Source organism: Corynebacterium sp. TAE3-ERU12 (genome assembly GCF_019209905.1).
GTDB lineage: Bacteria > Actinomycetota > Actinomycetes > Mycobacteriales > Mycobacteriaceae > Corynebacterium.
Genome location: NZ_JAHUTM010000002.1, coordinates 261,542 through 279,197 on the forward strand (window position 1 = coordinate 261,542; position 17,656 = coordinate 279,197).

Here is a 17,656-nt window from a genome sequence, read left to right on the forward strand (position 1 = left end):
GCAGCGCCGGTTGGTTGAACTAGTGCCAGCGGGATTTAGCTATTGTGGCGACGCACCGGCTCATCGAAAAACTCCAGCTCATGCCAGGAAGACAGGCGGAAGGCGCGCGTCATATGAGCACGCTCTGCGGAGGTGGCACGAGTAGCGGCATGGTGGGCGACAATGGAGATCGCCTCGTCGGTGGCCTTATCGAAATCCTCATCCGAGTAGGTCTCCAACCACGCCCGGAAAGGATGGGGCCCGGAAGCGGGATCAGGAACCTCATGGAAGCGAGTGCCGATATCCCGGTAGAGCCAGAAGCACGGCAATATCGCAGCGATCAGCTCGCCATAGGAACCACGCAACGCCACCGCTGACAAATGGTCCACATAAGCTCGCGTCACAGCCGACGGTTCCGGGGCGCCGTCGGATTCCGCTCCTGCCTCCGCGCCAATAAACGAGCGGTGCAAGTCCATCTCGGCGGCAATGGACTCATTGGCCGAGGCAGCCCAAAACATCTGCTCCTGCTGCGTCGGTGCCTTCGTCGAAGCAGCAGCCAGCGCACGGGAATAGCCGTTGAGGTACAACGCGTCCTGTTCGAGATACCAGAGGAAATCATCCCGATCGATGGAACCGTCGATAAGCCCCTTGACGAAGGGCAACGTGTCAATCTCTGCACGCAGATCCGCAATATTGTCCCACCATTGCTTGGCGATAGCCGAGGCATTACGCGACAACCCCCGGTCCCACACCGCACCAAAATGGTGCACCGGGCCATGCCCTGAACCACTGCCCACCTGCAGTTGAGACGAGTTCTGCAGTGCCGTGGTCAGCCAGTCCTTCGCGCCCTCCACCGCCGTGGCCACATCACCGGTACGCGCCCACAGTGTCGCCACCGCCGAAGACAAAGAACACCCCGTACCGTGCGTATTCGGCGTATCCACCCGGGCCGCAGAGAACGTCATCGTCTCACCAGTAGGCGTTACCAATGCGTCGAAAACAGTGTCATCGTGCAGATGGCCACCTTTGGCCAGCACATGCACCTCATAGCGCCGTGCGACCTCCTTGGCAGAAGCAAGCACGCCGTCCCAATCAGTAGCCGGTTCTTTACCTGCGATAACCGCAAGCTCGGGAATATTCGGAGTAATGAGATCGGCCTTGCTCAGCAGATCCAGCACCGCAGACTCAGCATCAACATCGAGCAGCCGGTCGCCACTGGTGGCTACCATCACCGGGTCCAGCACCACTTTGGCTGGCTGGGCGTCGGCAAGCCAGGTGCCGACGGTCTCGGCGACCTCTGCTGTACCCAACATGCCGATCTTGACCGCAGCAATGGTGACATCATCGGTCACTGCGTCGAGCTGCTCGCGCAAAAACGACGCCGGAGGGACGTGTACACCACGCACTCCTGTGGTGTTCTGACTGGTCAATGCGGTAATCGCGGACATGCCGTAGCCGCCGTTAGCTGAAATGGATTTCAGGTCCGCCTGGATGCCAGCACCGCCAGAGCTATCAGAACCAGCGATGGTGAGGATATTGGGGATCGGTGTTGCCATGGGACATCCTTCCGCCGGTGCAAACCGGGTCAAGTTCGTCGGGTCTGTTCTCAGCCAGCGTCGGTGCCGGCACCCCGTGTCTACGAACAACCATAGCGACGCGGTGGACATCGGCGTTGGAGTACATGTGCGCGCACCCAAAAACGTTCGAAAAATAGCCCATGAACAGTGGATTTGGCCGATTGGTTAGTGCTCGGTAGAGTAATGAGCCGTTGCAGCGCGAAGCGTCGCAACAACAGGTAATCCCCCATAGCTCAACGGCAGAGCATTCGACTGTTAATCGAAGGGTTACTGGTTCGAATCCAGTTGGGGGAGCCACCACAGCAGGCCAGGTGCTACCACCTGGCCTGCTTTTTCGTGTGCTCAAGGGTCAGTAGCCCCGCAAACACGCAAAAACGCCGACCCGCTGAGTTAAGCGGATCGGCGTCGTTACACGCGGGGACTACATCGGGGGCATGAGAACCGAGTCGATGAGGTACACCGTGGCGTTCGTGGTGGAGATACCGCCACAGGTGATATTCGAGTCATTAACCTTCATCTCATCACCATCAATGGTGACCGTGACCATTTCACCGGCGACGGTGGTGTGCTCGCCGGCGATGGCATCCAGGCCGGCCTGGCCGTCAACTACGTGGTAGGTCAACACGGTGCTGAGCAGGTCAGCGTCGGTCTTCAGAGCCTCGATAGTGGCGTCGTCGACCTTGGCGAAAGCGTCATCGGTGGGGGCGAAGATTGTCCATTCGCCATCCTGGATAGTGCTGACCAGGTTGACCTCGCCATTGAGTTCACCGGTCAGTGCGGCGGTCAGAGTCGACAGCTCGGGGATATTCGGGAGAGCCTCGACGACATTCTGTCCGGAGATGGCCTCTAAGGAAGCCGGGCCGTCGGTATGTGCCTCAGCGTAGGCGGCGCAACCGGGGCCGGCGGGGCCTTCCGACTCAGCCATGGTGGCCTCATTGTCGGTAGCGCTTTCAGATGCGACCGTCTCGGATGCGGTGTCTTCGACAGTGTCGTCGTTCGAACACGCGGATACGGACAGAGCGGCAGCGGCGATAACCACGCCGGCGAGTCGTTGGCGATTAGTGAACATTGAGGTCCTCCTCATTGCAGCCTCCATTGCGAAGGCATGCGCGTACATCGGTGTGACAGAAAAATTTCTGCCATCACGTGGTATTCGGAGCCGAACCGGAAATAGATGGGTTTTAAGAAAAAATATTTTCGATAGTGCTCGCAATAGTCCCGCTTGTTATCGTTTGGCTGTCCGACCCCATCCGCCTGAAGGAGTCACGCTATGTCTTCTGCTGACTCCGCAGACCCCGCTGCACAACTCATCATCCGCGTTGCCGCCTCCGACCGTGAGGCCTTCGCTGAGCTCTATGATCTGTTCGCTGCCCGGGTGTACGGCATGGCCCTACGAGTGGCCGGGGATCGTGCTTTGGCTGAGGATATTGCCCAGGAAACATGGCTGGCGGTGTGGAAAGCCGCACGGAATTTTCGCCCCGAAAGGGGCAGTGCAGCAGGGTGGTTGCTCTCCATAGCGCACCGCCGGGCTGTCGATACCGTGCGTTCCCAGGAAGCCTCCCGTCGGCGCAGCGATGCTGATGCCCGGATGGCTGTCGTGCTTCACGACGACAGTGGGGTTGAAGATTCCGTGGTTGCCGAGGCCGATCGTGACATTGTGCGGCAATGCCTTGCACAATTATCAGATGTGCAGCGCGAAGCGTTATCGCTCGCGTATTTCGGGGGCCTTACGCACCGGGAAATAGCCTCCCGCCTGCAGGTGGGGCTACCGGCAGTGAAATCGCGTGTGCGTGATGCGGTTGCGGCAATGAGGAGGTGTATGGGCCAATGAACACCCCAGATCATGACGACCTAGCTGCATGGGCAGCACTTGAGGCCGCAGATGCCGTCGATCCTGCCGATCGTGCAGTAGTTGACCGGTTGGCGAAGAATGATGATTTTGCCCGCCTGGTAGCGCAGTACCGCGACACCTTCGCCGAAATGAGCAAGGCTTATGCCGTCGAGCCGGGCGCCCAGCTGCGTACCGACGTTCTCGCCGCAGTCGGCGACGAAGCAGCTGCCGACGCACCGGCCCATGCCACTTCGTGGTGGCGGGTTGCCGCGGCCGCAGCCGTTGTCGCTGTCGTTGGTGTTGGGGCACTGGTGCTGACCACCGATACTTTCGGCGATGGTGGTGCAAACGAGGGGCAATCTGTGGTTGCCCGCCCAACCTCCACGATGGTTACTGGAGCCACCGTTGGCGGCGGCACTGTTCGCGTCATGCACGCTAGGGGTTCTGATAGTGCCGTCGTGGAGTTGAACGGAGTGTCTGCTCCACCGCCTGGTCGTGCCTACCAGATGTGGGTTGTGGATTCGGCGGGCAGTACGTCGGCAGGTGTGATGGAGCCTGAAGATATTGGCCAGACTGTGCGCACCACGATCACCGGCGTGAGTGATGAGAGCACTGTTGTGATCAGCATGGAGCCCTCGGGTGGTTCAGCTACCCCCACCACACCGATCGTTGAGGTTTCGTTGTCTGCGTAGCCGGCGCTGTCTGCTGCGTGGCCGGCAGGTATGCCGCTGGATGCGGCGCGGCAACTTTTTGTTTACGAAGCCTTTAACTACCAACCATGTGATTTACACGTCGTCTCCTTAGCGTGGGTGGTGTCCGGCATGGGGAAGATGCCGGACGGACAAGGAGCCATGTTGCTGTCTGAAAACGCGATCATCGACACTCATTCGCCTGAAACGGGGGAGGTGGCAGCGGCTACCGGGGAGCGCCGCACGAGCCGAGCCACCACCGGATTGCGCACCTATGTGCTTGATACCTCGGTGCTGCTATCTGACCCACATGCGTTGACCAAATTCGCCGAGCACCTGCTGGTGCTGCCGCTGGTGGTCATCAATGAACTCGAAGCCAAGCGCCACCACCCCGAACTCGGCTGGTTTGCCCGCACTGCACTGCGCAGGCTGGAAGAATTACGCCGCGCCCACGGCCGCTTGGACTTGCCGGTGCCCGCCAATGCCGCTGGCGGCATGCTCCAGGTCGAGCTCAACCATTCCGATCCGTCGGTGCTGCCGGCCGGCTTCCGCGCCGATGCCAATGACCACCGCATCCTCACCTGCGCGTTGAACCTGCGTGCTGAAGGCCACGATACGGTCCTGGTGACCAAGGACATCCCGTTGCGCGTCAAGGCCGGTTCGGTGGGCCTGCCAGCCGATGAATACCACGCCCAAGATGTTGTGCTCACCGGATATACCGGGGTCGAATCGGCCCATGTCGCAAGCACCGATATCGATGCCCTGTACTCGAATGAGTACGTCGAGCTTGCCGACGTGGTCACCGACTCCGGCGTTGCTATTGCCGATCTGCCGGTGCATTGCGGCTTGCAGCTGACCAGCGGCACCCAGTCCGCGCTGGGCCGGGTGACCCAGAGTGGGGGAGTGCGCCTCATCCGGGGTGAACAGAATGCTTTTGGGGTGCGCGGCCGCTCCGCCGAACAACGCATTGCCCTGGACCTGCTGCTCGATGAAGATGTGGGGATCGTTTCCCTGGGTGGCCGGGCTGGTACCGGTAAATCCGCGCTGGCCCTGTGTGCTGGGCTAGAGGCCGTGCTGGAGAAGGGCAGTCACCGGCGCATTGTTGTTTTCCGTCCGCTGTATTCCGTCGGTGGGCAAAATCTTGGCTACCTGCCGGGTAGTGAGGCGGAAAAGATGAACCCGTGGGCACAGGCCGTCCACGACACCTTGGAAGGATTAGTCAGCGACAACGTCATGGAAGAGGTGCAGGCGCGCGGGATGCTAGAGGTGCTGCCGCTGACCCATATCCGGGGCCGCAGTTTGCACGACAGTTTCGTCATCGTCGATGAAGCCCAGTCGCTGGAACGCAATGTGTTGCTGACCGTGCTGTCCCGCCTGGGTCGCAACTCTCGGGTGGTGCTGACTCATGATGTGGCGCAGCGCGATAATTTGCGGGTCGGGCGGCACGACGGTGTGGTTGCGGTGGTCGAGAAACTCAAAGGTAATGAGTTATTCGCCCATGTGACGCTGCAGCGTTCAGAGCGGTCTCGGATTGCGGAGCTGGTCACCGAGCTTTTAGAGCAGGGCTAAACCAGGGGGTGAAGGGGGTAGGCGCTACCGGGCGGCAGATGATCGAAGACGGAGAAATCACTGTAATCATCATTTGTTGCTGATACTGTTTCTGGAATGAATAGTTCTGTCCTTGAAAAGAAGTCGTCGGCACGCCTCACCCCCGATACTGCCGACGAAATCCGTCGACGTGATGTGGTCGTCATCGGTGCCGGATTCTCCGGATTGATCTCCGCTGCCGGCCTCAAACGCGCTGGTATAGAGGATTTCGTCATTATTGAGCGCAGTAACGAGGTCGGCGGCACCTGGCGCGATAACTCCTATCCCGGTGCCGCCTGCGATGTGCCGAGTCATCTCTACTCGCTATCCCACCGGCAGGACTTTGAATGGTCGCGTAGCTTCGCCACCCAGCCGGAAATTCACCGCTATCAGCTCAGTGTGGCCGTAGCCGATGGGGTGTACCCCCATATCGAGTTCTGCACCGAGATGACCGATGCGAAGTGGAATGACACCGAGAATATGTGGGAGATCTCCACCCGCGAAGTGCAGGTCAACCCAGACGGCTCGGTAACAGCAGTCGCTGGCGGAACCACCATCTTGTGGCAGGCCGAAGAACTCATCCTCGGCGTCGGCGCCTTATGTGAGCCGCGGATGCCCGATATTCAGGGCATTAATGACTTCCAAGGAGAGGTCTTCCACTCCGCCCGCTGGAACCATGACGTCAGCCTGGCTGGCAAACGCGTCGCCGTCATTGGCACCGGGGCCTCGGCGATCCAGATTGTCCCGTCCATCGCTGGACTCGCCGGGCATATTGACCTCTACCAGCGCACACCCCCGTACGTCATTCCCCGCTTCGATCGGCCATATACCGGGCTTGAGCGCACCCTGTTGCGCAGAGTCCCGGGCCTGCGCCGAATCGTGCGGGCACAGGACTGGTTCTTTCGGGAATTGCAGGTCCCAGGCCTGATCACTTCAGCGAAATGGTCACTAGAACCAGTGCGGCTGCTGTCGCTGGCAATGCTGCGCGCACAGGTCCGTGACCCCAAGACGCGCCGCGCGCTCACCCCGGATTACCGCCTGGGATGCAAGCGCATGCTGATCTCAAATAAGTACTACAAGGCCATCGACCGGGATGACGTCGAACTGGTCACCAGCGGCATCTCCGAAATACGGGAGCACTCCATTGTCACCAACGACGGCACCGAGCGTGAGATCGACGTACTGATTGTGTGCACCGGCTTCAACGTCGTCGACTCGCCGACGCTGGAACTGATCCACAACAGTGACGACACGGAACTGGCCGAGATGTGGAACCGCGAAGGCATGGAGGCCTATAAGGGCACCACCGTGCACAGTTTCCCCAATATGAACGTGCTGTTCGGCCCGGCAACCGGCTTGGGGCACTCCTCAATGCTGATCATGATCGAGGGCCAGGTGAAATACCTCACCGACAAACTCAAGTGGCGGCATAAGCGCAAGCTCGCCGTCGCAGACGTCAGCCGTGAAGCCCAGGAAAAATACAATAAGGCGCTACGTGAGCAACTGCCCCACACCACCTGGTTGGACGGTTGTAGCTCGTGGTACCTCGACGATCAAGGCAATGCGCCGGCGGTGTGGCCGCACTCGACGGTGTACTTCCGGCACCTGACGAAGAAATTCGACCCGGACGCCTACGACGTGCGCGCGGCCCGTTAGTGGCCGGCGTCCCACTGATGGAGGGGCATCCGCTTCGGCAGAACTCCGGCGGCCGCAAGCTCCCGGAGTTGTGCCGCGTCCGCGTAGGACGCGGTTGCGCTCAGTGATTTCACGGCCTCCGCACCTGCGATAGAACCCATGGCGACGGCCTGGCCCAGGTCAGCGCCGTGGGCAAGTTCGGCGGCAATCACCCCGGCAAAAGCATCGCCGGCGCCGGTGGTGTCGACGACCTCGTCGGCAGGCAAAGGCACCGCAGGCTGGTACCACATCTGCACATCCCCATCGTGAAGCTCATTGGTGGCATAAACCGAGCCGCGCTCCGATAGCGACAACACAATCGAGGGGCAGTAGCTCAGCAGGGCCCGCAGCATGGACTCAAGATCGGTGCGCGACACACCAGTATCGATGCCCAGCTCACGAATAACCCGCCAGGCCTCCTCATGATTAACCACGAGGGGATCAGCACTGTCGATGATCCCAGGAGTCACGACCGTGACCGGAGCGAGGTTCAAGATGAACCGGGTCTGGTGCATACTCGCCAAGCTCGCCAAGGCTTGCGTCGCCGTCGGCGGCAGTTCACCCTGGGCGAGGAGGATATCCGCCTCGGCGATGGCATCAACATGATCCATCGGGTCGGTAAGCCGATTCGCCCCAGAGGTCACAAAGATCAGCGGGCCGCCGTCGCGGTCAGTGGCAATAAAAGACGAGCCCGTCGGGGCATCCCAACTGGTCTGCACCGACTGGGTATCCACACCGACAGAAGTCAGCTCCGCAAGCAACGTATCAGCGGCGCTATCTTCGCCGATCGTCGCAGCTAGGCGAGTGCGCGCCCCCGCCAAGGTGCAGGCAACAGCCTGATTGGCCCCCTTGCCGCCCAATGCCTTCTGTCCGGCCTCAGTGATCGCTGGTTCGCCGGGCACCGGGTACTGATCCACCTGGACAATCGTGTCCAGGTGGATCGAGCCGCAGACAACAACCAAGGGGGTAGTAGTCGACTCTGAGACGGGATCAGCTACGCGCTTCATATCTACAACTGTGCCAGTATCGGCGCGGCTGCGCTGGTTGTTAGTTGGTGTCGTCCGAATCTGAGTCGGATTCTGTCGACCGTGTCGTCTCCGATGTGGTCGACGGCTGAGTGGTGGTCGGTTCCGTGGTCTCGGACGGTGTCGTAGTCTCCGACGGCTGGGTAGGTCGATTCGGCTCCGGGTTCGGGCGCGGGTTCGGCTGCGGCTGCGGCTGCGGTGCCGGTTGCGGCTGTGGTGCCGGTTGCGGTTGCGGTTCGGGTTCCGGCTGTGGCTGCGGCTGCGGCTGCGGTGCTACCGGCGGAATATAAGTCTGGGTCGGGGCGATCGTAGAAGACGTGGTTTGCGACTCAGACTCAGACTCGGATTCGGATTCCGACTCGGACTCCTCATCAGTCGTCGTCTCCGACGATGACCGAGTGGAGCTCGTCACCGATGAACTTGTCGGTTCCGGAGTCCGGTCAGTGTCATTGCCGGACGTGGCCAGTCGGAAACCAATAAAAATCAGCAATGCCAGGAACAACACCGCGGCTACTACTGCAATGGCCAGCTTGCGGACCCGCTTGGAGGACGCGTCCTCCTCCTCGGAGAAATACACATCATCTGGGGAAATCCACTGGCTCGAGGCGGACGAACCGGCCGGATTGGACGCAGCGAACTCGCTGGAAGCCTCCTCGGGCTTAGCGTCATCGCCGACCACCGGTATATTCGGGTCAGTATTCGTCGAATCCGGCGTGGCGTCTTCGTTGTGGGATTTGTCCTTAGACAATGAACAACCTTTCCTCGCGATTGCGCCAACAGTAGCGGTCTTAAATAGAGTACGCAGTCATACCCCACACGTTATGGGGTTCTTCGCAGCACGTAACAAAACGAGATGGAAGTGCCCCCACCTGGGCTCGAACCAGGGACCAGCGAATTATGAGTTCGCGGCTCTAACCGACTGAGCTATAGGGGCTCGGCTAAGAACATAGCAAGCCCACTGAAGCTGAGGATAGTTTTGCCACCCGTTAGCCAAACTGCACGCCCCAAGCACGATTAAATAGAACGCATGGATGTAGATCCCACCGTCGAGGCGGTTTATCAGTTCCTCGACTTAACCGGCGTGGTCATCAATGGCGCTATCGGCGGCACCATTGCCCGCCAAAAACGCTTCGACCTTGTTGGCTTCGCCTTCCTCGCCCTATTTTCAGCCCTTGGTGGCGGTCTGCTGCGCGACACTTTCATGCAAAAGGGCACCCCGGCGGCCTTCGCGGAACCGATGTATATGGGCTTCGCTTTGCTCGGTGGACTTATCGCGTGGATAGCGCATTTTGAAGGCAAAGTCTGGCACTACTTTTTCCGCTACGGCGACGCCATCATCCTGGGGGTGTGGTCGGTGACTGGCTCGATGAAAGCCATGATTTACGGCATGCCGTGGCCCACCGCCATATTGTGCGGCATGCTCACCGCTGTCGGTGGCGGCATGATCCGCGATATTGCGGTAGGTAATGTGCCAGCGATCTTCGGTGGCAATACGATCTACGCCACCCCGGCTCTATGTGGCGCCACCATTTTGGTGGGCTTCTACGAGCTGGGTTATCCCACGGTCGGCATGATTGTGGCAACAACATCAGGTGCGGGGCTGGCTATTGTTGCCGGGCACCGAAATTGGGTATTGCCGGGCAGCCCTGAAGTTGCTCCGATCACCATGACCAGACAGCAGCTATCGCGCATGCTGGCCAGACGGGAACGCGACGGGGTGCTCCAGGAGCGCCGTCGGTGGCGGCGGGCGCAGCATAGTGACGACGAGATTGTGGATCCGAAGCCTGATTCCGGGGCGTCGCCGGTTGCTGATGAAGCCACGACGCGGGAAGAAACGAAGCGGCGTGGGCGTGAGGGCAGTGCCGACGAGCAGTGAGTGCGATGGTCCGGTGTGCGCTGCGACTTTGACAGACAGGTCTGTCCAGGCTTAGGGTGCTGTCCATGTCTTTACTGCTCACCAGCCGGCGGTGGCTCGATCAGGGCCACATCGCCAGTGATGTTTGTCTGCCGCGCCGTCGCGGCTAAGTAAAGACCCGCGCGTCCGCGCACCACTGGTGCGAACGCGCGCACCTTATCTCGGCCGCACCGCCGCCCCCTAATTTTCTCGTACCCGCACGCAGCAGCTATCTGCCGTGCGGGGCTGCCGCTGCGTGCCGACAACCTTGGTGCGCAGCCATAGTGGAAGGACTTTCGTGGCTCACACCTCGGATCATTCACCCAAACGTCATCTGCCCGCCTGGGCCACCAGCTTCGGCGCCCAAGTCAGCTACGGCCTCATTATCGGTCTTATCCTGGGCTTACTCGCTCGCGGTAATGACGGGGCGCTGAGCAACCTGCTGGACTTCGTCGGTTCGTCCTACGTCTCGTTGCTGAAGCTCCTCATCCCGCCGCTGGTTCTTACCGCCGTGGTCACCAGCGTGGCCAAGCTGCGCGAAGTCACCGGGGCAGCGCGACTGGCGTTCTCCACCCTGATCTGGTTCGCCATCACCGCGTTTTTCTCCGTGATCGTCGGCATTATCGTCGGCCGGGTCATCAACCCGGGCGTGCGCGTCGGTATTGACCGCACCGCCGAAGCCGCCCCCGACAGCGTCGGCAGCTGGTGGGCCTTCTTCGAAGGGATCATCCCGAACAATATCCTCGGCCTCGGCGTCTACCTCTCCGAGGATTCGGCCACCCCAAGCTTCAACGTGCTGCAGCTGCTGGTGATCTCCATTGCCCTGGGTATCGCCTCTATCCAGGTGGGCAAGAATGCGGAACCATTCCTGGGCTTCATGGAATCGCTGCTGGCCGTGGTGCAGAAGGTGCTGTGGTGGATCATCCGCCTGGCGCCCATCGGCACCGCCGCCCTGATCGGCCGCGCAGTGTCCGAGTACGGCTGGGATGCCATCGGCTCGCTCGGCTGGTTCGTCTTGGCTATCTACCTTGGCCTGGCCATCGTCATTGGCGTGGTCTACCCCGCAGTGCTCGCCTTTGCTGGCCTGCCCGTCGGTGGTTTCTTCCGCCGGGTGTGGACGGTGACCTCCCTTGGCTTCGTCACTCGCTCTTCGATGGGTGTCATGCCGGTCACCCAGCGCACCACTGAACGCCGCATGGGTGTGCCACGCGCCTACGCATCCTTCGCGGTGCCGCTGGGCGCGACCACCAAGATGGACGGTTGCGCCGCGGTGTACCCGGCCATCGCCGCGATCTTCGTGTCTGGTTTCTATGACGTCCCGCTGGACTTGCAGCACTACCTGCTGATCGTGGTGGTCTCTGTGCTTGGTTCGGCCGCGACCGCCGGCACCACCGGCGCCACCGTGATGCTCACCCTGGTGCTGTCCACCTTGGGGCTGCCGCTGGAGGGCGTTGGCCTGCTGCTGGCTGTCGAACCGATCATTGATATGGGCCGTACCGCGGTCAATGTCACCGGCCAGGCACTGGTGACCGCGGTGGTTGCCAAGCGCGCCGATATCCTCGATGAGGACGTCTGGGATCGCGGCATCGCCGCTGACCTCGACGCCGATCACGTCGATGAGCACGGCAATGCCACCGACGCCCCGGAGCTCACCTACTCCGCTCGGTAGCCTGGAGGCCATGACTTCCATTGCTGATGTTCTGCAGCTAACTGACGACTGGCCTGTGGGTAGCGTGGCCGCTGCTGTGCGTGCCGACGATGGCTCCTGGCATACCCACGGCGCCACCGAGCAGGTCTTCGCTTTAGCCAGTGTCACCAAGCTGCTGAGCGCCCACGCGGTGTTAATCGCAATGGAAGAAGGCGCCCTGGGCCTTGACGACGAGGCCGGCCCACCCGGTGCAACTGTGCGCCACCTGTTGGCGCATGCATCTGGGGTGGGCTTTTCTACGCGCGAACCAGAACGCGAACCCGGCCAGCGGCGTGTGTATTCCTCAGTTGGGTTCGAAATCCTCGCTGAGAAAGTGGCCGCAGATACTGGCATTGAGTTTGCCGAATACCTGCGCCTGTCCACTTTTGAGCCGCTTGGCATGGACGCTAGTTCGCTGACCGGCTCGGCAGGTCATGGGGCAGAGGCCTCGACTGTAGACCTCATGGCTTTTGTCGACGCCATCCTCGCCGCGGAGACTTTGCACCCGGATACCCTCGATGAGGCCTTCACGGTCCAATTCCCTGGTCTCGATGGTGTGGTACCCGGTTATGGGCCGCAATCGCCTGCGGACTGGGGATTGGGTTTTGAGATCTTTAGTCGCCCGACATCCAAGCAGGGCTTGTGGTTCGGTGCGTCGATGCCTGCCGACGTTGCGGGCCACTTTGGCCAATCAGGCACGTTTTGTTGGGTGCACCGGGATACCGGCCGGGCCTGTGTGGTGCTTACCGACCGTGATTTTGGCCCCTGGGCGAAGCCGCTGTGGAGTCAGTGGAATGACCAGCTGTGGGGGGTGCTCGAGGGCAACTAACCCTCAATTTCTGCTTGATGGTCTGGGGGTGTCAACCACCACTTGACCCTTGCTGCACAGGCGCCCCACCGGCCACACTGGCCGCATCACTCACCCCGGCTATCCGGGGTGTCGGCACCGAGGACCGTTGGGGAAGACGAGACCTCGTCTGATGGCGCTCACCCGCGCCATGACCGCCGACGATGCAGGTGAATAATGCACTCACGCACTTCGGGCACCGGCCTCCCGCCGCGGCCCCACTCTCGCATGCCCGCCCAGCCCACGGCTGACCGCGCTCGTGGTGTGGTGTGGATTCACTCCGCCACGCCCGCACTGGCACCCCACCTGGCCTGGGCAATGACTACTGCCGGGATGAGCCTGGATAGCGGCGCCCGCCCCAGCTCCCGCTGCTTTATGACCCGCATTGATGACCCCAGCCGCATCTGCGCCGAGATGACCTGGCGGGGCCCAGCAACCGCCCCCAATGAGCTTGCCGACGCCCTATCCCGGTGGCCCGACCTCGTCTTCGAGATCGCCGCCGACGCGCGTTCCGGCAGGCCTGGACAACGGATCTGCCACCACCCGGACCTGGGAACCTTCGCCGCCGATACGGACAGTGCGGGCAATATCCAGATAAACGAAAACCGCATCCGCGCCATCATGGCCAGATGCGGTCAACGCCCCATGCAGCTGCGCGCCGAACTAGCCGAAGCTATCGGCCAGCCCTGGGATGAACTGCTTGAACCATTGCGCCCCGGTACCGCCGGCCACGCAATGCCAGCAGAACAACCGGAATGCACCGTCGTGGATCTCGCAGACCGCGCACAGCGGCGGCGGGGCAGCGCCTAGTTCGTGTCCTCCCGACGAGCGTCGAGGTAGTCCACAACATCGCCCAGGGTTGCAAGATCCGCGATGTCCTCGTCGGCAATGCGCACCCCAGAGGACTCCTCGAGCCGCACAAAGAACTCCACAATGCTCAGCGAGTCCAGGCCCAGATCCGCGCCCAGCCGGCTGGACAGTGCTGGCGGTTCAGACTCATCTGCACCGTCGTCGCCGTCGCCGTCGTCGTCGGCAAGCAATGGACGCAGAACCTCGGTGACCTCAGCACGGGTGCCCGTGGGCCCACCGTCGGAGCCAGAAGAGGTCGCCTCGTCGGCTGGGGCATCGTCGGACAGCATCGCTGCCAGGGCATCACCGAGGCTCTGCGTCATGATGTACTCCTACTCAGCGCCGGAATCGGCATCAACATCAGATGCCTTCTTATCGACATACGGCGCAGCGGTCGGGTCAATGATCTCGTACTTCTGCGCAGCCTCATCGGCCAGCTTGATGTCGATCTTGCCCTCGGCAGCCAAACCAGCCAACGCAGCCACCACAACCGACTCAGCATCGGTATTGAAGTAGCGGCGGGCGGCCTCGCGAGTATCGGAGAAACCGAACCCATCGCAGCCAAGCACGGTGTAATCACCAGGCACCCACTGGCGGATCTGCTCCGGTAGGGCCTTAGCGAAGTCGGTGACTGCAATGAACGGGCCATCGGCATCTTCCAAGACCTTCTCCACAAACGGACGCTCATGGAATTCACCCGGGGCGCGCAGCACCTCGCGCTCACGGGCCAACCCCTCGCGGGCCAGTTCATTCCAGCTGGTCACAGAGTAAATGGAGGACGGAATCTGGTACTCCGACTCCAGGATCTCAGCTGCGCGCAACGCCGCCTGCATGCCAATACCAGAGGCCAACAGGTTCACGTGGTTTTCCCCGGAGGTCTCCTGGTAGCAGTAGATGCCCTTATGCAGACCCTCGACATCGAGATTCTCCGGCTGGGCCGGCTGGTGAATCGGCTCGTTGTAGATGGTCAGGTAGTACATCACATTATCGCCACGGCCCGGGCCATACATCCGGTCGATGCCTTCGCGAATAATATGCGCCGCCTCGAAGGCGAAAGCCGGGTCGTAGCTGACCACAGCAGGGTTCGTAGAGGCCAACACAGGGGAGTGGCCATCCATATGCTGCAGGCCCTCACCGGTCAAGGTGGTGCGGCCAGCAGTAGCGCCCAACAGGAAACCACGGCAACGCTGGTCACCCGCGGCCCACATGGAATCACCAGTGCGCTGGAAACCGAACATCGAGTAGAAGATGTACATCGGAATCATGGCGGTGCCATGCGTGGCGTAGGCCGAACCAGCAGCCATGAACGAGCCCATCGCGCCGGCCTCACAGATGCCCTCGTGCAGGATCTGGCCGTCAGTGGCCTCCTTGTACGACAACATCAAGTCATGGTCGACCGGGGTGTAGTTCTGGCCATGCGGGTTGTAGATCTTCAGCGTCGGGAACCACGAGTCCATACCGAAAGTACGGGCCTCATCCGGGATGATCGGCACAAAACGATCCTTGAGCCCCTTATCGCGCATGAGCTCCTTGAAGATACGCACCACAGCCATCGTGGAGGCGACCTTCTGCTTGCCGGACCCCTTCAGGACCGACTTAAGCTTCTCAACCTCCGGGACCTCCAGCGGCTCGTACTGCTCGCGGCGGCTGGGTAGGTACCCGCCCAGCTCAGAACGCCGCTGCTGCAGGTACTCGATCTCCTCCGAGTCCTCACCCGGGTGGTAGTACGGCGGCAGCTTCGGATCAGCTTCGAGCTGCTCATCAGAGATCGGGATCTCCTGCTTATCGCGGAAAGCCTTCAGGTCTTCCAGCGTCAGCTTCTTCATCTGGTGGGTGGCATTACGGCCCTCAAAATTATGGCCCAGGCCATAGCCCTTAATGGTGTGCGCCAGGATGACCGTCGGCTGATCCTTGGTCTCCAGGGCCTTCTTGTAGGCGGCGTAAATCTTGCGGTAGTCATGCCCACCGCGACGCAGCTGCCACAGCTCTTCGTCAGTCCAGCCCTCAATGAGCTTGGTGGCTTCCTCAGACTGGCCGAAGAAATGCTCGCGCACGTAGGCGCCGTCATTGGCTTTCAGGGTCTGGTAGTCACCGTCGGTGGTGCGGTTCATCAGATCGACAAGCACACCGTCCTTATCGGCCTCGAACAGCTTGTCCCACTCGCGGCCCCACACAACCTTGATCACATTCCAGCCGGCCCCGCGGAAGAAGGACTCCAGCTCCTGAATGATCTGGCCATTACCGCGCACCGGGCCGTCAAGGCGCTGCAAGTTGCAGTTAATGACGAAGGTCAGGTTGTCGAGATTATTCGTCGCCGCGGCCTGGATCAGACCACGCGATTCAGGCTCATCCATCTCGCCGTCACCTAAGAACGCCCACACATGCTGCTCAGAGGTGTCCTTAATGCCACGGTTGTGCAGGTAGCGGTTGAACCGCGCCTGGTAAATGGCATCCATCGGGCCCAGGCCCATCGACACGGTCGGGAATTCCCAGAACTCCGGCATACCGTGCGGGTGCGGGTAGGACGGCAAGCCACCCTGCGGGCGGGACACTTCCTGACGGAAACCATCGAGGTCGTCCTCAGACAAACGCCCCTCGAGGAAAGCGCGGGCATACATACCGGGGGAGGCGTGACCCTGGAAGAACACCTGGTCACCGCCGCCGGGGTGGTCCTTGCCGCGGAAGAAGTGGTTAAAGCCCACCTCGTAGAGCGGGGCGGAGGAAGCGTAGGTGGAAATATGCCCGCCGACGCCGATGCCCGGACGCTGGGCGCGGTGCACCATGATCGCCGCATTCCAGCGCATCCACTTGCGGTAGCGACGCTCAATATCCTCATCGCCGGGGAATTCAGGCTCCATCGACGTCGGAATGGTGTTGACATAGTCAGTCGACGTCAGCGAAGGAAGCGGTACTCGCTTCGCGGTGGCGCGCTCCAGCAGGCGCAACATCAGGAAACGGGCACGCTCAGGCCCAGCTTCCTCCAATAGCCCGTCGAGTGACTCCATCCATTCCCGAGTCTCCTCAGGGTCCGAGTCGTTGAGATACGACGCCACACCATCGCGGATCAACGCGAAGTTGCTGTCGTCGGTCTGTCGGTCAGCCGTGTCAGCCATCTAAATCCTCCCGCGGGGTTTGTGAGATGAATCCATTATCCCCTTTCCCCAATACCCTACGTTTGCCAAGCCCCCGGTGCACCAGGCGCCTGCGGCCGTGCTCATAACAAGCCGCTACGCAGCCAATGGCCCTGCTTAGGGGGTGTATCGCAACCCCCACGCCTGGTTAGACCCTCCCTGAACCTGTGTACTGGTAGGTGCAGTGGGTAAGCTCTGCAGTGGAAAAGAACCAAAACAGTGGTGTGAGACAGAAAACGCCGCCAAGTTAGAGGAGGAAAACGGAAGTGGACGACGCCGCAGGCGCCGCCGGTCGGACGATTGACGTATTGGGCGTGAAGAAGAACATGCTCGTACAGGAGATCGGCTGGGACGAAGATAGTGACAGCTCCATCAGCGAAGCTATCGAACAATTCCTGGGCGAAGATCTCCTCGAAGACGACACCGATGAGGTTGTCGATATCGTCCTGTACTGGTTTCGTGAAGATGACGGTGACCTCGTTGACGGTCTCGTCGACGCTATTCGACCCCTCAACGAGGAGGGCTGCATTTGGCTGCTCACTCCCGGCGCCGGCCGCCCCGGCGCGCTCGAGGCTGGCGTCATCGACGAATCCGCCCAGCTTGCAGGCCTCGTCGGCACCTCCGCGGTGCGCCTGGGCGAATGGCAGGGCAACTGCCTGGTTCCCCGCGGCTCCAAGCGCCCCTCCTAAAAAGGCATAGCGACACCAACCACCCCGGAAGGCTGTGCTAGCGTTTCTGGGTGGCCGCGCTTGCTTGAGGGCATGCCAGCCCACACCCGCGGAGATAGCTCAGGGGTAGAGCTCTGGTTTTACACACCAGCGGTCGGGGGTTCGAAACCCTCTCTCCGCACCAATCGCAGCGAACAGCCCCAGGCGGACACCCGGTC

General features: G+C 61.2%; 15 protein-coding genes, 3 tRNA genes and 1 riboswitch. Of the genes, 11 read left to right on the forward strand and 7 right to left on the reverse strand.

Annotated elements, in window-relative coordinates; genetic code table 11:
- Positions 1-35 precede the first annotated feature (35 nt).
- Complete coding sequence (gene thiD / locus KRX51_RS07650; RefSeq protein ID WP_218362541.1) at positions 36-1,535, reverse strand: bifunctional hydroxymethylpyrimidine kinase/phosphomethylpyrimidine kinase; 1,500 nt, start codon at positions 1,533-1,535, stop codon at positions 36-38.
- Positions 1,525-1,622: riboswitch (TPP riboswitch) on the reverse strand. Its footprint overlaps the gene before it by 11 nt.
- Positions 1,623-1,778: 156 nt before the next feature.
- Between thiD and KRX51_RS07655 the strand changes: the two genes are divergently transcribed.
- A tRNA-Asn gene (locus KRX51_RS07655) sits at positions 1,779-1,853 on the forward strand.
- 124 nt (positions 1,854-1,977) lie between these two features.
- Here KRX51_RS07655 and KRX51_RS07660 read toward each other — a convergent pair.
- Positions 1,978-2,625 carry a fasciclin domain-containing protein gene (locus KRX51_RS07660; RefSeq protein WP_218362542.1) on the reverse strand — a complete coding sequence of 216 codons (648 nt, stop codon included), beginning with the start codon at positions 2,623-2,625 and terminating at the stop codon, positions 1,978-1,980.
- 201 nt (positions 2,626-2,826) lie between these two features.
- Between KRX51_RS07660 and KRX51_RS07665 the strand changes: the two genes are divergently transcribed.
- The 4 genes from KRX51_RS07665 to KRX51_RS07680 all read left to right on the forward strand — a co-directional run bounded on the left by KRX51_RS07665 (position 2,827) and on the right by KRX51_RS07680 (position 7,319).
- Positions 2,827-3,387: a sigma-70 family RNA polymerase sigma factor gene (locus KRX51_RS07665; RefSeq protein WP_218362543.1), complete on the forward strand. Its 561-nt coding sequence runs from the start codon at positions 2,827-2,829 to the stop codon at positions 3,385-3,387.
- The gene (locus KRX51_RS07670) at positions 3,384-4,079 is read left to right on the forward strand and encodes an anti-sigma factor (RefSeq protein WP_218362544.1); all 696 of its coding nucleotides are present in this window, start codon (positions 3,384-3,386) and stop codon (positions 4,077-4,079) included. Before KRX51_RS07665 ends, KRX51_RS07670 begins: the two co-directional genes overlap by 4 nt.
- 159 nt (positions 4,080-4,238) lie before the next feature.
- On the forward strand, positions 4,239-5,645 hold the full coding sequence (locus KRX51_RS07675; RefSeq protein WP_218362545.1) for a PhoH family protein: 1,407 nt from the start codon (positions 4,239-4,241) through the stop codon (positions 5,643-5,645).
- A gap of 96 nt (positions 5,646-5,741) precedes the next feature.
- Positions 5,742-7,319, forward strand: coding sequence for an NAD(P)/FAD-dependent oxidoreductase (locus tag KRX51_RS07680; RefSeq protein WP_218362546.1), 1,578 nt, complete (start codon positions 5,742-5,744; stop codon positions 7,317-7,319).
- On the opposite strand, the gene KRX51_RS07685 is transcribed toward KRX51_RS07680, so the two are convergent.
- The 3 genes from KRX51_RS07685 to KRX51_RS07695 form a co-directional block, all read right to left on the reverse strand.
- Positions 7,316-8,344 carry a ribokinase gene (locus KRX51_RS07685; protein WP_218362547.1) on the reverse strand — a complete coding sequence of 343 codons (1,029 nt, stop codon included), beginning with the start codon at positions 8,342-8,344 and terminating at the stop codon, positions 7,316-7,318. The genes KRX51_RS07680 and KRX51_RS07685 overlap by 4 nt on opposite strands.
- Before the next feature lie 40 nt (positions 8,345-8,384).
- Positions 8,385-9,110 carry a hypothetical protein gene (locus tag KRX51_RS07690; protein ID WP_218362548.1) on the reverse strand — a complete coding sequence of 242 codons (726 nt, stop codon included), beginning with the start codon at positions 9,108-9,110 and terminating at the stop codon, positions 8,385-8,387.
- Between the two features lie 112 nt (positions 9,111-9,222).
- Positions 9,223-9,296: transfer RNA gene (locus tag KRX51_RS07695), tRNA-Ile, on the reverse strand.
- A gap of 93 nt (positions 9,297-9,389) precedes the next feature.
- On the opposite strand from KRX51_RS07695, the gene KRX51_RS07700 reads away from it, so the two are divergent.
- The 4 genes from KRX51_RS07700 (at position 9,390) to KRX51_RS07715 (ending at position 13,600) form a co-directional block, all read left to right on the forward strand.
- The gene (locus KRX51_RS07700) at positions 9,390-10,238 is read left to right on the forward strand and encodes a trimeric intracellular cation channel family protein (protein WP_218362549.1); all 849 of its coding nucleotides are present in this window, start codon (positions 9,390-9,392) and stop codon (positions 10,236-10,238) included.
- Positions 10,239-10,554: 316 nt separating this feature from the next.
- Complete coding sequence (locus KRX51_RS07705) at positions 10,555-11,925, forward strand: dicarboxylate/amino acid:cation symporter (protein WP_218362550.1); 1,371 nt, start codon at positions 10,555-10,557, stop codon at positions 11,923-11,925.
- 10 nt (positions 11,926-11,935) lie between these two features.
- Positions 11,936-12,772 carry a serine hydrolase gene (locus KRX51_RS07710; RefSeq protein ID WP_218362551.1) on the forward strand — a complete coding sequence of 279 codons (837 nt, stop codon included), beginning with the start codon at positions 11,936-11,938 and terminating at the stop codon, positions 12,770-12,772.
- 246 nt (positions 12,773-13,018) lie between these two features.
- A complete protein-coding gene (locus KRX51_RS07715) occupies positions 13,019-13,600 on the forward strand; it encodes a DUF3145 family protein (RefSeq protein ID WP_218362552.1) in 582 nt (193 codons plus the stop codon).
- Here KRX51_RS07715 and KRX51_RS07720 read toward each other — a convergent pair.
- Both KRX51_RS07720 and aceE read right to left on the reverse strand, forming a co-directional pair.
- A complete protein-coding gene (locus KRX51_RS07720) occupies positions 13,597-13,962 on the reverse strand; it encodes an acyl carrier protein (protein ID WP_218362553.1) in 366 nt (121 codons plus the stop codon). The genes KRX51_RS07715 and KRX51_RS07720 overlap by 4 nt on opposite strands.
- 9 nt (positions 13,963-13,971) lie before the next feature.
- A complete protein-coding gene (aceE, locus tag KRX51_RS07725) occupies positions 13,972-16,752 on the reverse strand; it encodes a pyruvate dehydrogenase (acetyl-transferring), homodimeric type (RefSeq protein ID WP_218362554.1) in 2,781 nt (926 codons plus the stop codon).
- 284 nt (positions 16,753-17,036) lie between these two features.
- Between aceE and KRX51_RS07730 the strand changes: the two genes are divergently transcribed.
- Together KRX51_RS07730 and KRX51_RS07735 are read left to right on the forward strand one after the other, a co-directional pair.
- Entirely contained in the window at positions 17,037-17,459 is a 423-nt protein-coding gene (locus KRX51_RS07730) for a DUF3052 domain-containing protein (protein ID WP_370625069.1), read from the forward strand.
- Between the two features lie 88 nt (positions 17,460-17,547).
- Positions 17,548-17,622, forward strand: a tRNA-Val gene (locus KRX51_RS07735).
- The last annotated feature ends 34 nt before the right edge of the window (positions 17,623-17,656 follow it).

What these genes read in the sequence shown, in the direction of transcription:
- KRX51_RS07710 (WP_218362551.1), top strand. Translation starts at nt 11,936, where the DNA reads ATGACTTCCATTGCTGATGTTCTGCAGCTAACTGACGACTGGCCTGTG.
- KRX51_RS07715 (WP_218362552.1), top strand. Translation starts at nt 13,019, where the DNA reads ATGCCCGCCCAGCCCACGGCTGACCGCGCTCGTGGTGTGGTGTGGATT.
- thiD (WP_218362541.1), bottom strand. Translation starts at nt 1,535, where the DNA reads ATGGCAACACCGATCCCCAATATCCTCACCATCGCTGGTTCTGATAGC.
- KRX51_RS07670 (WP_218362544.1), top strand. Translation starts at nt 3,384, where the DNA reads ATGAACACCCCAGATCATGACGACCTAGCTGCATGGGCAGCACTTGAG.
- KRX51_RS07660 (WP_218362542.1), bottom strand. Translation starts at nt 2,625, where the DNA reads ATGTTCACTAATCGCCAACGACTCGCCGGCGTGGTTATCGCCGCTGCC.
- KRX51_RS07720 (WP_218362553.1), bottom strand. Translation starts at nt 13,962, where the DNA reads ATGACGCAGAGCCTCGGTGATGCCCTGGCAGCGATGCTGTCCGACGAT.
- KRX51_RS07700 (WP_218362549.1), top strand. Translation starts at nt 9,390, where the DNA reads ATGGATGTAGATCCCACCGTCGAGGCGGTTTATCAGTTCCTCGACTTA.
- KRX51_RS07665 (WP_218362543.1), top strand. Translation starts at nt 2,827, where the DNA reads ATGTCTTCTGCTGACTCCGCAGACCCCGCTGCACAACTCATCATCCGC.
- aceE (WP_218362554.1), bottom strand. Translation starts at nt 16,752, where the DNA reads ATGGCTGACACGGCTGACCGACAGACCGACGACAGCAACTTCGCGTTG.
- KRX51_RS07685 (WP_218362547.1), bottom strand. Translation starts at nt 8,344, where the DNA reads ATGAAGCGCGTAGCTGATCCCGTCTCAGAGTCGACTACTACCCCCTTG.
- KRX51_RS07675 (WP_218362545.1), top strand. Translation starts at nt 4,239, where the DNA reads ATGTTGCTGTCTGAAAACGCGATCATCGACACTCATTCGCCTGAAACG.
- KRX51_RS07680 (WP_218362546.1), top strand. Translation starts at nt 5,742, where the DNA reads ATGAATAGTTCTGTCCTTGAAAAGAAGTCGTCGGCACGCCTCACCCCC.